13 protein-coding genes are annotated in these 12,848 nt (G+C 71.3%); 8 read left to right on the top strand and 5 right to left on the bottom strand.

The genetic code is table 11. From position 1 onward, the window contains the following. The 7 genes from TR49_RS23520 (at position 1) to TR49_RS23550 (ending at position 6,559) form a co-directional block, all read left to right on the top strand. Positions 1 to 825, top strand: a complete 825-nt coding sequence (locus TR49_RS23520) for a hypothetical protein (protein WP_152627419.1) — start codon at positions 1 to 3, stop codon at positions 823 to 825. Then, positions 822 to 1,658, top strand: coding sequence for a hypothetical protein (locus TR49_RS40285; protein WP_052434579.1), 837 nt, complete (start codon positions 822 to 824; stop codon positions 1,656 to 1,658). The genes TR49_RS23520 and TR49_RS40285 overlap by 4 nt, the downstream gene beginning before the upstream one ends. A gap of 512 nt (positions 1,659 to 2,170) precedes the next feature. Continuing rightward, positions 2,171 to 2,902, top strand: a complete 732-nt coding sequence (locus tag TR49_RS40290) for a hypothetical protein (RefSeq protein ID WP_152627420.1) — start codon at positions 2,171 to 2,173, stop codon at positions 2,900 to 2,902. A gap of 122 nt (positions 2,903 to 3,024) precedes the next feature. After that, positions 3,025 to 3,996, top strand: coding sequence for an ABC transporter ATP-binding protein (locus TR49_RS23535; protein ID WP_042384777.1), 972 nt, complete (start codon positions 3,025 to 3,027; stop codon positions 3,994 to 3,996). Next, a complete protein-coding gene (locus TR49_RS23540) occupies positions 3,989 to 4,882 on the top strand; it encodes an ABC transporter permease (RefSeq protein ID WP_042384778.1) in 894 nt (297 codons plus the stop codon). The genes TR49_RS23535 and TR49_RS23540 overlap by 8 nt, the downstream gene beginning before the upstream one ends. An 11-nt stretch (positions 4,883 to 4,893) precedes the next feature. Further along, positions 4,894 to 5,814, top strand: a complete 921-nt coding sequence (locus tag TR49_RS23545) for an ABC transporter ATP-binding protein (RefSeq protein ID WP_042384780.1) — start codon at positions 4,894 to 4,896, stop codon at positions 5,812 to 5,814. A 25-nt stretch (positions 5,815 to 5,839) separates the two neighbouring features. Beyond that, the gene (locus tag TR49_RS23550) at positions 5,840 to 6,559 is read left to right on the top strand and encodes an ABC transporter permease (protein ID WP_042384784.1); all 720 of its coding nucleotides are present in this window, start codon (positions 5,840 to 5,842) and stop codon (positions 6,557 to 6,559) included. Here the strand turns inward: TR49_RS23550 and TR49_RS23555 are convergent. The 4 genes from TR49_RS23555 to serS form a co-directional block, all read right to left on the bottom strand. Further along, the gene (locus TR49_RS23555) at positions 6,521 to 6,838 is read right to left on the bottom strand and encodes a hypothetical protein (protein WP_042384786.1); all 318 of its coding nucleotides are present in this window, start codon (positions 6,836 to 6,838) and stop codon (positions 6,521 to 6,523) included. The two genes, TR49_RS23550 and TR49_RS23555, sit on opposite strands and share 39 nt — an antisense overlap. Positions 6,839 to 6,916: 78 nt before the next feature. Beyond that, a complete protein-coding gene (locus tag TR49_RS23560) occupies positions 6,917 to 8,158 on the bottom strand; it encodes a CynX/NimT family MFS transporter (protein ID WP_042384788.1) in 1,242 nt (413 codons plus the stop codon). Positions 8,159 to 8,367: 209 nt separating this feature from the next. Continuing rightward, the gene (locus TR49_RS23565) at positions 8,368 to 9,189 is read right to left on the bottom strand and encodes an HAD family hydrolase (RefSeq protein WP_042384789.1); all 822 of its coding nucleotides are present in this window, start codon (positions 9,187 to 9,189) and stop codon (positions 8,368 to 8,370) included. A gap of 32 nt (positions 9,190 to 9,221) precedes the next feature. Next, positions 9,222 to 10,499: a serine--tRNA ligase gene (serS, locus tag TR49_RS23570; protein ID WP_084725317.1), complete on the bottom strand. Its 1,278-nt coding sequence runs from the start codon at positions 10,497 to 10,499 to the stop codon at positions 9,222 to 9,224. Between the two features lie 183 nt (positions 10,500 to 10,682). On the opposite strand from serS, the gene TR49_RS23575 reads away from it, so the two are divergent. After that, a complete protein-coding gene (locus tag TR49_RS23575; RefSeq protein WP_042384791.1) occupies positions 10,683 to 11,483 on the top strand; it encodes a polysaccharide deacetylase family protein in 801 nt (266 codons plus the stop codon). Between the two features lie 314 nt (positions 11,484 to 11,797). On the opposite strand, the gene pheA is transcribed toward TR49_RS23575, so the two are convergent. Further along, positions 11,798 to 12,730, bottom strand: a complete 933-nt coding sequence (gene pheA, locus TR49_RS23580) for a prephenate dehydratase (RefSeq protein WP_042384849.1) — start codon at positions 12,728 to 12,730, stop codon at positions 11,798 to 11,800. Positions 12,731 to 12,848: the final 118 nt, after the last annotated feature.

Here is a 12,848-nt window from a genome sequence, read left to right on the forward strand (position 1 = left end):
ATGAGTACCCCTGCAGACTCCGGGTCCCAGTCGGCGGCCGAACTGACGGCCGAACCGACGGCTGAGCCCGCACCCGAGCTTGCGCCTGCGCCCGAGGCGGCTTCGGTGCCGCGGCCGCGCGGACGGACCGCGCGGATCATGGCTGCCGCGGTCGCGGTGGGCGTGCTGGGCGGAGCCGGCACCGGCTACGCGGTGCAGGCCTCTCGCAAGCCCACCCCGCTGCCGCCGCTCGCCGTCGCACAGCCGCAGTACCCCTCGGCGCACCGCAGCGCTCCAGCGCTGACCGCCGCCGAGGACGACATGGCGAAGACCGACGGCGACCTCACCAAGCTCCTGGTGCCGGTCCCCTCCGGCAGCAAGCCGTGGCCCGCACCGCTGGGCGAGAACGGCTGGCTCCCGTTCAAGGACTTCATCGAGGGCTTCGAGAAGCCGGACTCGGCGATGCGCTACCAGCTTCCTCTGGGGATCCGCCGCATCGCGGTGGCCACGTGGTTGCAGGGCTCCGACAGCTACGAGATCCAGCTGGTCCAGTACCGGCACGACCAGGGTGAGTCGGCCACGTCGTTCATCAACGGCCAGGCCGAGTACGCCTCGGACGACGTCGGCGGCCTGAACAACTACACCCAGATCCCCGACAGCTCGATCACCGGCGGTGTCTACGTCGGGCCGAAGCAGCATCAGGACCCGGACGGTGGCAGCTACTACGAGGGCGTCGGCCTGGCCGTCCACGGAGACATCGCGGTGCTGATCTACGTCGACTCGTCGCACCGGGTCGACGGGAAGCCGCTGATGAACCTGTTGCAGAGTCAGTTGGAGCGACTGTGACCGACCAGCTTCCCCCGCCCGAGCAGCCGGTGCAGGCCGTGCAGCCGCTGCAGCCCGAGCAGCCCGAGCAGCCGGTGCAGGCCCAGCAACCGCTGCCGCCGGTCGAGACTCCCCGGGCGCCCGTGCGCCGGCGGATGGCCCTCGGGGCGCTCGGAGTCGCCTTCGTCCTTTCCGCCGTCGGCGTCGGAACCGGCGTCGGGCTGGCGCTGCGCTCGCCCGCCCCCGCGAAGCCGGTGGCGACCGCCCAGACGGCGAAGCCGACCTTCGGCGCGCACTCGGACGGCGACCACTACGGCTCGCTCAGCGACCTGCTGCTGCCGATGCCGGCCGGCTACGCCTACGGCCCCGACGACATGGGCCTCGGGGACAACAGTGTGCTCACCCGTGACCAGTACGAGGCGATGTTCGCCAAGCAGTTCTCGTTCCTGAGCGCCGCCGAGCGGACCCAGCTGAAGAGCCGGCTCGACCTCGACCACGTTCTCGGGTACGGGCTGCGCGTCTACACCGACAACAGCTCGCAGGTCGTGGAGATGTCGCTGCTCCAGGAGAACCAGCACTCCGCCAAGGGCTGGGCGGAGGTCGGCAAGTACCTCGCCGACTCGACCGACGTCTTCCGTGCCGGACCGAGCATCCCGGGCCACCCGGAGGCCCACTGCTACCTCCTTCCCGCGCCGCCGGGCGACCGCCTCGACTCGATGCACTGCGACGCGGCCGTGGGCGACCTGCTCGTCGCCGTCGACGCCTACGGCGCCGCCCCGCTCGACCAGCAGGGCGCCGCCGCGCTTCTGGAAGCCCAACTCAACCGACTCGCGATCCCGGGGGCCCAGATATGACGACTTCCGACGAGCCCAAGCCGGCCCCCGCCGCGGCCGCACCGGCCGAACCCGCCGCGGCCGCACCGGCCAAGCCCGCATCGGCTGCCGAGCCGGCCGAGTCGTCTGCATCGCCCGCGCCCGGCGAAGCCGCGACCGAGGCGGAACCCGCCAAGCTCGCTTCGTCCGTGTCGTCCCGGGCGGCTGAGGCCGAGACGGTGGCGGAGGCCGCCGGGCCGGATGCCCCCGAGCCTGATGCCGGCGAGCCCGCCGATTCGCCCGCGCCTGCAGAGGCTGGGGCGGAGCCTGCCGAGACCACCGCGTCGGCCGAGCCGGCATCGTCCGCGCCTGCGCCCTCCTCCGCGCCTGCGCCCGATCCTGCCGAGCTCGCATCGCCCACCGGGCCTGACGCGCTCGCATCGTCCGCGCCGCCGGAGGAAGCTGAGGCCGGGACTGTGGCGGGGCCCGCCGAGCCCGCCGCATCGCCCGAACCCGCCGGGTCGGCGCGCACGCGCCGACCCGCGTTGCGGACCGTGCTGCGATGGACCACCGCCACGGTCCTCTGCCTCGGGCTCGGGACCGGCACCGCCTTCGCGGTGATGGCCCCGAAGCGGACCGACGTCCCCGGACTGGCGACGCCGGCGGACGGCCGGTTCACGTACCCCGCGCTGCGGTTGCCGGAGCTGCCGCCGGGGGCCTCGGGTCCGGGTGAGAGCGGGCTCTCGCAGGGCGCGCCGGGCGGGACGGTGCCGCACGCGATCGGCGACGTCCGGCTGCTGCTGCTCCCGTCCGCGGTCGGCGCCAAGCCCGACCCGGCGCTGCCGGGGCGGAAGGGCTGGGTCGCGATGTCCGACTACGCGGGTCTGTTCACCTCGTCGGGCTCGGTGGCGCAACTGCTGCGGGAGAACGGCGCGCGCCAGGTCGCGGCCACCGGCTGGACCATGCCGGACGGGACGCACGTCGCCGTCTACCTGGTGCCGTTCCGGAGCGGGACGGCGGCCACGGCCCTGACCCAGGCGGAGGCCATCGACATGCACCTGGCGCAGGCGCCCGACCAGGGCTTCAGCACGCCCGACGACTCCCCGGGGGCGGGGAACGGGCAGAACCTGACGGCGGCTGCGAAGGGCGGCAAGCCCGCCGTGCGGGCGTCCGTGTTCTCCGCCGACGAGATCGCGGGGCTGCTGGTGGTGACCAACCCGAAGGCGGTCAACCGGGTCGACTTCGAGCAGGCCCTGACGTTGCAGACCGAGCTGCTCGGCGGCTGAACCCTGATACCGCGGGGGTGCGTCCCCTAGGGGAAACACCCCCGCGGATACATCCCTGGGCTAGGGAAAAGTCAGCCGCGAACCTGATGTGACCCGGGCCACGGTGTGGCTAGGGTCGTCCTGTGGCTGTCATCACTACGGATCACCTCACCAAGAGGTTCCCCCGGGTCACCGCTCTGGACCACCTCAGTGTCGAGGTGCAGCCCGGAGTGGTCGGTCTGGTCGGGGCGAACGGCGCGGGTAAGTCCACTCTCATCAAGATCCTGCTGGGGCTGGCCCCAGCCACCGAGGGCACCGCCCGCGTGCTCGGGCTCGACGTCGCCACCGAGGGCGGCGCGATCCGCGAGCGGGTGGGCTACATGCCCGAACACGACTGTCTGCCGCCGGACGTGTCCGCGACGGAGTTCGTGGTGCACATGGCCCGGATGTCGGGCCTGCCCGCCACGGCCGCGCGCGAGCGGACCGCCGACATCCTGCGGCACGTCGGCCTGTACGAGGAGCGCTACCGCCCGATCGGCACGTACTCGACGGGCATGAAGCAGCGCGTCAAGCTCGCCCAGGCGCTCGTGCACGATCCGCAGCTGGTGCTGCTGGACGAGCCGACCAACGGGCTCGACCCGGTCGGCCGGGACGACATGCTGGAGCTGATCCGGCGCGTCCACCGCGAGTTCGGCATCTCCGTGCTGGTCACCTCGCACCTGCTCGGGGAGCTGGAGCGCACCTGCGACCACGTCGTCGTGATCGACGGCGGCAAGCTGCTGCGCAGCTCCTCCACCGCCGACCTGACCGCCGCCACCTCACTGCTGGCGGTCGAGGTGACGGAGCGCCAGGACGATCCGGCCTTCGACGTGAACGCCGCACTGCGGGCGCGGCTGACCGAGGCCGGGCTGACGGTCGGCGCCGACTCCGGGCACGTGCTGCTGGTGGAGCTGGACGGGGACGAGGTCTACGACGTGATCCGGGACGCGGTCGCCGAGCTGGGCGTCGGTCTGGTCCGGCTGGAGCAGCGTCGTCACCACATCTCCGAGGTGTTCGCCGCGGGCGCCCACGGCGTGGACGGCGCCGACAAGGCCGAGGAGGTCGCTCATGTCTGAGACGCACGCGCCCGAGGGGCGCCTCGACGTCATCCACGACATCGGCTACCGCCACTACGAGGGCCCCCGGCTGGGCGTCGGCTACGCCACCCGCTCGCTCTACACCTCGAGCCTGCGCGGCGCCTTCGGCCTGGGCCGGTCCGGCAAGTCCAAGATCCTGCCGATGGCCATGACCGCGATCATGGCGGTGCCCGCGCTGATCATCGTAGCCGTCTCGATCTACGTGAAGATGGGCAAGCTGCCCGTCGACTACCCGCAGTACCTGACCAACCTGCAGTTCGTCACCGCGGTCTTCACCGCCGCCCAGGCGCCGGTGCTGCTCTCGCGCGACCTGCGGTTCATGACGGTCCCGCTCTACTTCTCCCGCCCGCTGCGCTCCAGCGACTACGTGCGGGCCAAGTACGCGGCGATGGTCTCCGCCGTCTTCATCCTCACCGTGCTGCCGATGCTGATCATGTGGATTGGCTCGATGCTGGGGTCGATGGACTTCGGCTACAACACCAAGCACTTCGCCTTCGGCGTCGTCGCCGCCGCCTTCTACTCGCTCGTCTACGCCGGCCTCGGCCTGCTGATCGCCTCGCTGACGCCCCGCCGCGGCTTCGGCGTGGCGGCGATCATCGCGCTGTTCATGGTCTCGGCGGGCGTCTCCGGCGCGCTGCGCGAGGTCATGCACGTGACCGGCCACCAGGCCGCGTCGTTCTGGGTGGCCATGCTGAACCCGGGCTTCCTGATCGACTCCACCGTCTCGTGGATGTTCGACCTGCCGCTGCGGGGCAACGTCGCACAGATGCCCACCACGCTCGGCGGCGTCGTCTTCCTCGCCGAGATCGCGGTGCTGGCCGCCGGCACCTTCGCCCTGCTCGTCCGTCGCTACCGGAAGATCTGAGGAGGCAGCACATGACCACCATCAGCATCGACCGGGTCTCCCGCTGGTTCGGCAACGTCGTCGCGGTCAACGACGTCTCGATGACGATCGAGCCCGGCGTCACCGGCCTGCTGGGGCCGAACGGTGCCGGCAAGTCCACGCTGATCCACATGATGAGCGGCTTCCTGCCGCCCTCCTCCGGTGCGGTGACCCTGGACGGCACGCCGATCTGGAAGAACCAGCAGGCCTACAAGCAGATCGGGCTCGTGCCCGAGCGCGAGGCCATGTACGACTTCCTCACCGGCTGGGACTTCGTCCTCGCCAACGCCGAGCTGCACGGCCTGCCCGATCCGGGCGCCGCGGCCAAGCGGGCGCTCGCCACGGTGGAGATGGAGTACGCGCAGGAGCGCCAGGTCTCCACGTACAGCAAGGGCATGAAGCAGCGCGTGAAGATGGCCTCGGCCCTCGTCCACGACCCGGCCGTGCTGCTGCTGGACGAGCCGTTCAACGGCATGGACCCGCGCCAGCGGATGCAGCTGATGGAGCTGCTGCGCCGGTTCGGCGCCGAGGGGCGCACGGTCCTGTTCTCCTCCCACATCCTGGAGGAGGTCGAGCAGCTCGCCCGCCACATCGAGGTGATCGTGGCGGGCCGCCACGCCGCCTCCGGCGACTACCGCAAGATCCGCCGCCTGATGACGGACCGCCCGCACCGCTACACGGTCCGCTCCAGCGACGACCGCGCGCTCGCCGCGGCGCTGATCGCCGACGCGTCCACGGCCGGCATCGAGCTGGATCTGAAGGAGCAGCAGCTGCAGATCCAGGCGGTCGACTTCTACCGGTTCACCGAGCTGGTGCCGCGCGTCGCCAAGGAGGCAGGCATCCGCCTGCTGACCGTCTCCCCGGCCGACGAGTCGTTGGAGAGCGTCTTCTCCTACCTCGTCGCCGCCAAGTAGCCACGCTAGGGAAGGCCAAGACCCCATCATGAACGTCACTGTCGCCCGGCTGACGGCGCGCGGCCTGCTCGGCCGCCGCCGAGGCCTGCTGCTGCTGGCGCTGCCGGTCCTCCTGCTGGCGCTCTCCGCGCTGATCCGCGGCATCGCGGGCCAGGACGAGAGCACGGCCGCCAACATCCTCGGCGGCCTCGCCCTCGGCACCATGGTCCCGCTGGTCGGGCTCGTCGCCGGTACCGGGGCCATCGGCCCCGAGATCGACGACGGCTCGATCATCTACCTGCTGTCCAAGCCCCAGCCGCGGTGGAAGATCATCACCTCGAAGCTCGTCGTCGCGATCGGCTGCTCGATCGTGTTCGCCGCGCTGCCGACGTACTTCGCCGGGCTGATCCTCTTCGGCACCTTCGAGAACCTCACGCTCGGCTTCACCATCGCCGCGCTGATCGCCGGCATCGCCTACAGCGCGCTCTTCCTGCTGCTGGGCGTGGTCTCCCGCCATGCCGTGGTGTGGGGCCTGATGTACGCCCTGCTGTGGGAGACGGTCGTCGGCCAGTACGTGCCGGGCGCGCAGACACTGAGCGTGCACCAGTGGGCGCTGTCGATCGGGGAGAAGATCGCCTCCCCGGGTGTGATCAGTTCCTCGGTCCACCTGCCGACGGCCGTGCCGCTGCTGATCGTCGCCACCCTGGGTGGCGCGTGGCTCGCGTCGTCACGGCTGACGCGGCTCACCCTCGCGGGAGAGGAGTGAGGTAGCCGCACGACGCAGGGGCGCGGGGAACCGCGCCCCCAGCAGGTGCACCGCGAGGGCGGCCAGCAGCAGCACCCCGAGCAGCGGGCAGAGGTTTCCGGTGAGGTGCTGGAGGCCGTGCCAGTGGTACTCCGCGTTGCGGGCTCCGTAGGGGACGAGCCAGATCAGGCCGCCCGGAAGGGTGGGCCCGGCGGGGCCGGTCCGAGCAGGCGACCGACGGCGCTCATGCGGGGGCTGCTCCGGACTCGACCGGTGGCGGATCCGCGCGACGATACCCATGCCCCGTGACGCGTTCCTGTACGGCGGGCGGATCCTCGGCGCCGCCTCGTACCGGTTCGGTCGGCGGAGGGTCCGGGCTCAGGAGGAGAGGACCAGCTTGCGGCCCGCGCCGAGCCCCGCGGTCAGGCCGATCGCGCAGCAGCCGAGGAGCATCCCCAGCGGGAGCACCCAGCCGCCCGTCGTCTGGTGCAGCGCACCGAAGCCCACCGGGCCGACGGCCGCGATGAAGTAGCCCACGAGCTGCGACATCCCGCTCAGCTGCGCGGCGACCTGGGCGGACCCGCTGCGCAGCACGATCATCGCCATGGCCAGGCCGAAGCCGCCGCCCTGCGCGATGCCGATGAGAATCGCCCACAGCCAGGGGGCGGCTGTCGGCGCGACCAGCAGGCCCGCCACGCCGGTGGCCATCGAACCCACCATCAGGGCCACCAGCGCCCGCTGGTTGTTCGTCCGGCCGGCGGTCAGCGGGACGAAGAACGCGGCCGGGATCTGGACCAGCGAGCTGACCGCGAAGACGGCCCCGGCAGTGCCGCGGTCCATGCCCTGCGTGGTGAGGATCGTCGGCAGCCAGGCGATCAGCGTGTAGGAGAGCAGCGACTGGATGCCCATGAAGACGGCGAGCTGCCAGGCCAGCGGGTGCCGCCACAGTCCGGGGATCCTGGCGGCGGTCCCGGACGGGGCCGTCCGCGGGCGCTTGGTGGCGGTGAGCTGCGGCAGCCAGGCGAGGAAGGCGAAGGCGGCCGGCACCGACCACGAGGCCATCGAGCCCGCCCAGCCGCCGAAGGCGTGCTCCAGCGGGACGCTCAGCGCGGCCGCCAGCGTCGCGCCGACGATCATGGAGGTGGTGTAGACGCCGGTCATCGCCGCCGCGCGCTCCGGGAAGTCGCGCTTGACCAGGCCGGGCATGGTGACGTTGAGCAGGGCGATCGCCGCGCCCAGCACCAGGCTGCCGGCGAACAGGGCCGAGGTCCCGGGCAGGACGCGCAGCACGATCCCGGCCGCCAGCGTCAGCAGCGCCAGCGCGACCACGCGCTCGGGGCCGATCCTGCGGTTCAGCCGAGCCGCGAGCGGCGCGACCGAACCCATCATCAGCACCGGGATCGTGGTCAGCAGGCCGCCCGCCGTGGCGGAGAGGCCGTAGTGGTCGCTGACGTCGCCGAGCAGCGGGGAGACCGCGGAGACGGCGGCACGCATGTTGAGCGAGACGAGCAGAATGCCGACCAGCGCGGTCGCCGGGTGGGCGAGGACGCGGGTCAGCCGTGAGGCCGCAGAAGGTGCGGAGGCATACGAAACGGGCGTGTCGAGCACGGAGCGGGACATGGGTGAGCCTCAGACGAACGAGAAGAAGGAGCGGGAGAGGGCCGGCATGCGCACGAGGCGCGCGGCGTCAGCTCTCCGGACGCTTGATGTTCGCGTCGATCAGCTCGGCCAGGTCGATCAGCACGGCGTCGACGAGCACCGCAACGCCCATCGCCATTGCTCCGCCTTGCCTTCCTGGTGAGGTATCTTCGCCACCATGTTAACAAGACTCAGAGCTGGAAGATTCGCTCCAGAGCGACGGCGACCCCGTCCTCCTCGTTGCTCAGCGTGATCTCGTCCGCGACGGCCTTGAGCTCGGTGTGCGCGTTGGCCATCGCCACCGCGTGGCCGACCCAGCGGAACATCGGTATGTCGTTCGGCATGTCGCCGAAGGCGACGGTCCGGTCCTTCGTCGTGCCCAGGCGCGAAGAGGCCAGCGCCAGCCCGGTCGCCTTGGACAGGCCCAGCGGCAGCAGCTCCACGAAGCCCTGCCCGGCCAGCACCACCGTCACCAGGCCGCCCGCTGCGGCGCTGACGGCCGCCGCCAGCTCGTCGTCGGACAGTCGCCTGTGCTGCACCAGCACCCGGCTCAGCGGCTTGGCCCACAGCTCGGCGATGTCGGCGACCGGCTCCTCCGCGGCCAGCCTCTCGCCGGCGGAGGGCATGTCGTAGGTCCGGTCGAAGAGGACGTCGCCCTCCAGGCCGTCCTGCACGACGGCGACGGCCATCGGGCCGACCTCGGCCTCCGCCTTGGCGAGGGCGAGGGCGGCCACCTGACGGTCCAACGTGACCGACGTCACCAACCGGTGCGCGCCCGCGTCGTAGAGCTGGCCGCCCTGGCCGCAGACCGCGAGGCCGGTGTAGCCGATCGCGTCCAGCGTCGGCCGGGTCCACCGGGCCGAACGCCCGGTCACCACGATGTGCTGCGCCCCGGCGGCCTGCGCGGCCGCCAGGGCCAGCTGGGTGCGCGACGACACGGTGTGGTCGTCGCGCAGCAGCGTCCCGTCCAGGTCGGTCGCGATCAGGTCGAACGGCCGCGGGGCGGAGCTCACGTGGTCTGACTCTCTTTCGGGTCCCGCAGGGGCTACTTGCCGACCGGGGTGAGCACCTCGCGCCCGCCCAGGTACGGCCGCAGCGCCTCCGGCACGACGACCGAGCCGTCGGCCAGCTGGTGCGTCTCCAGCAGCGCCACGATGGTGCGCGGCACCGCGCACAGCGTGCCGTTCAGCGTGGCCAGCGGGCGGTTGCCCTCCTCGCCGCGCATCCGGATGCCCAGGCGACGCGCCTGGAACTCACCGCAGTTGGAGGTCGAGGTCAGCTCGCGGTACTTGCCCTGGGTCGGGATCCACGCCTCGATGTCGAACTTGCGCATCGCGGACGCACCCAGGTCGCCCGAGGCCACGTCGATGACGCGGTAGGCGAGGCCGAGCTTGTTCAGGAAGTCCTTCTCCCACTGGAGCAGGCGCTTGTGCTCCGCCTCCGCGTCCTCCGGCGCGACGTAGGAGAACATCTCCACCTTGTCGAACTGGTGGACGCGGATGATGCCGCGGGTGTCCTTGCCGTAGGTGCCGGCCTCGCGGCGGAAGCAGGGCGAGAACCCGGCGTAGCGCAGCGGCAGCTGGTCGCCGTCGAGGATCTCGTCCATGTGGTAGGCGGCCAGCGGCACCTCGGAGGTGCCGACCAGGTAGAAGTCGTCCTCCGGGAGGTGGAAGACGTTCTCCGCGGCCTGGCCGAGGAAGCCGGTGCCCTCCATCGCGCGCGGCTTCACCAGCGCCGGCGTGATCATCGGGATGAAGTCGGCCTCGGTGGCCTGAGCGATCGCCATGTTGACCAGGGCGAGCTCCAGCAGCGCGCCGACGCCGGTCAGGTAGTAGAAGCGCGAGCCGGAGACCTTGGCGGCGCGCTCGGTGTCGATCGCACCGAGGAGCTTGCCCAACTCGACGTGGTCGCGCGGCTCGAAGCCCTCCGCGGCGAAGTCGCGCGGGGTGCCGACCTCCTCGAGAGTGACGAAGTCCTCCTCGCCGCCGATCGGGGCGGCGGGGTCGAGCAGGTTGGCCAGCCCGCCCAGCAGACGCTGCACCTCGGCCTCGGCCTCGCTCTGCTCGGCATTGGCGGCCTTCACCTCGCCGGCCAGCTCCTTGGTGCGCTCCAGCAGGGCGGCCTTCTCGTCGCCCTTGGCCTGCGCCACCTGCTTGCCCAGCTGCCGCTGCTCGTTGCGCAGTTCGTCGTAGCGGGAACTGGACGATCGCTGCCGCTCGTCGGCGGCGAGCAGGGCGTCGACGAGCTCGACGTCCTCACCTCGGGCGCGCTGGGAGGCACGCACACGGTCCGGGTCCACGCGAAGCAGGCGAAGGTCAATCACGGTAACGAGAGTACCGGGCCCGGGGAGGGGTGAGCCGACTCACAGTCGCAGGGTCTGCTTTGTCACATCTTCGTCCCGGGGCCACGTCAAAGCTGTGAGATCGCTCTGAGCACGCTTTCAGTGCTGCGACAGTTGTTCGGCAGACGACAACCTGCGGACGGCGAACGGAAGGTGGGACCAGGCATGAGGACGCGTACGGTGGCGGCGGCGGGAGCGGTGCTGGCGGCGGTGCTGGCTCTCTCCGCCTGCGGTGGGGGCGCCGGTGCGCAGGGGGCGAGCAACGACGGGGCCAGGAACGGCGGCACGGCGAGTGCCTCGCCGGACCCGAAGAGCACCTCCGGTGACACCGTTCCGTCCAGCGGGACAGAGACGGTCAGCAAGGAGCTCGAGTACTACGTCGCCCACCCGGGCGGCGAGAAGACCGTCGCGCTCACCTTCGACGACGGCCCGAGCCCGCAGTGGACGCCGCAGATCCTGGCGCTGCTCGCCAAGTACCACGCGCACGCGACCTTCTGCGAGATAGGCCCCGAGGCGCAGGCGGCGCCGGCCGTGGTGAAGCAGGTCCTCGCGGGCGGCAACCGTCTCTGCGACCACTCGGTCCACCACAACGAGGCGATGTCGACGCGTGGTCTCGCCTACGAGACCAACGAGATCGTCGGCGCGAAGCAGATGATCGAGCAGGCCGGCGGCCCGGGAACCGAGGTCAGCTGGTTCCGTGCGCCGGGCGGGGATTTCACTCCCGAGATCCGCGGGATATCCGCGAAGAACGGACTGCGTCCGCTCGCGTGGAGCATCGACACCAATGACTGGAAGCGGCCCGGGGTCGCCTCCATCGTGGCCGACGTCAAGAAGAACGTGCGGCCCGGCTCGATCATTCTGATGCACGACGCGGGCGGCAATCGCAGCCAGACCGTCGCGGCCCTGGGCCAGCTGCTGCCGTGGCTGATGCAGCAGGGCTACTCCATCAACTTCCCCGACGCCTGACCGGGAAGACTTGTGGATATCCCCGCTTTATCCACAGGGCGCCCGGAAGCCCTGTGGATTGTGGGTAATCACGCCTCTGAGCTCGCTAAACCTGGAGTTTGCAGCCAGGGGCGTGATTTTTTGGGTCCACGAAGGGGACTTTGGGGAAACTGACGCTCTGAATCCCTATATGTCCGACTTGCCTGATCTGCAAGCTTTGGTGGGCAAGGGGGAGATTCGTCGGATCTCGCGGCGCATCCCCAGGCTGTGGATAACCAGGCCGCCTGTGGATAAGTCGGTCGGCGGTGTGGAAACTCCGCCTCGACCGGTGGAGACTACAGCTCGCCGCGACCGTCCAGAGCGCGGGACAGCCAGTCCGAGGCGCGGGCGAACTCCTCGTCCGACGTGCCCGGACGCACGGTCGCCGGCACCGCGTCCGCGCGCGGGTAGGAGCCCAGCAGCCGCACCTGCGGACAGATCCGGTGCAGGCCCATCAGCGCCTCGCTCACCCGACGGTCCGTGATGTGGCCCTCCGCGTCGGCGGCGAAGCAGTACTTGCCCAGCCCCTCGCCCGTCGGCCGGGACTCGATGCGCATCAGGTTCACGCCGCGCACGGCGAACTCCTGCAGCAGCTCCAGCAGCGCGCCCGGGTGGTCGTCCGCCAGCCAGAACACGGCCGAGGTCTTGTCCCGCCCCGTCGGCGCCGGCGGCCGTCCCGGGCGGCCGACCAGCACGAAACGGGTCGTCGCGTTCGCGGCGTCGTGGATCTCCTTCGCCAGCGGTTCCAGGTGGTACAGGGGCGCCGCGAACGCGCCCGCGAACGCACCGTCGTACCGCCCCTCCTGCACCAGCCGCGCCCCGTCGGCGTTGGACGCCGCCGACTCCCAGTGCGCGTCCGGCAGGTTCTCCGCCATCCAGTGGCGCACCTGCGGCTGGGCGGCCGGATGCCCGGTGACGGTCTTCACGTCCTCGAGCTTCGTCCCGGGCCGGACCAGCAGCGCGAAGGAGATCGGCAGCAGCACCTCGCGGTAGATCATCAGCGGCTCGCCCTGGGCCAGCTCGTCCATGGTCTGCCGGATGCCGCCCTCGACCGAGTTCTCGATCGGCACGAGCGCGGCCGCGGCCTCGCCGCCGCGCACGGCGTCCAACGCGGCGGGCACGGACACGGCCGGCACCAGCTCCCGGGTGGCCGCCTCGGGCAGCGTCCGCAGCGCGGCCTCGGTAAAGGTGCCCTCCGGACCGAGGTAGGTGAATCGGTTCGCGGACACGGCGACCTCCCAGGCTGCATACGGCACGGACGTAACGTTAACGACTGACCGCCCAGCAGGACTCCTGGTCTTGCAAGCTGGGACGGGAAACCACCGGCTCTCCGTCGTCTCCCCGGCG

Origin of the sequence: Streptacidiphilus melanogenes, from assembly GCF_000787835.1 — a bacterium.
Taxonomy (GTDB): domain Bacteria; phylum Actinomycetota; class Actinomycetes; order Streptomycetales; family Streptomycetaceae; genus Streptacidiphilus; species Streptacidiphilus melanogenes.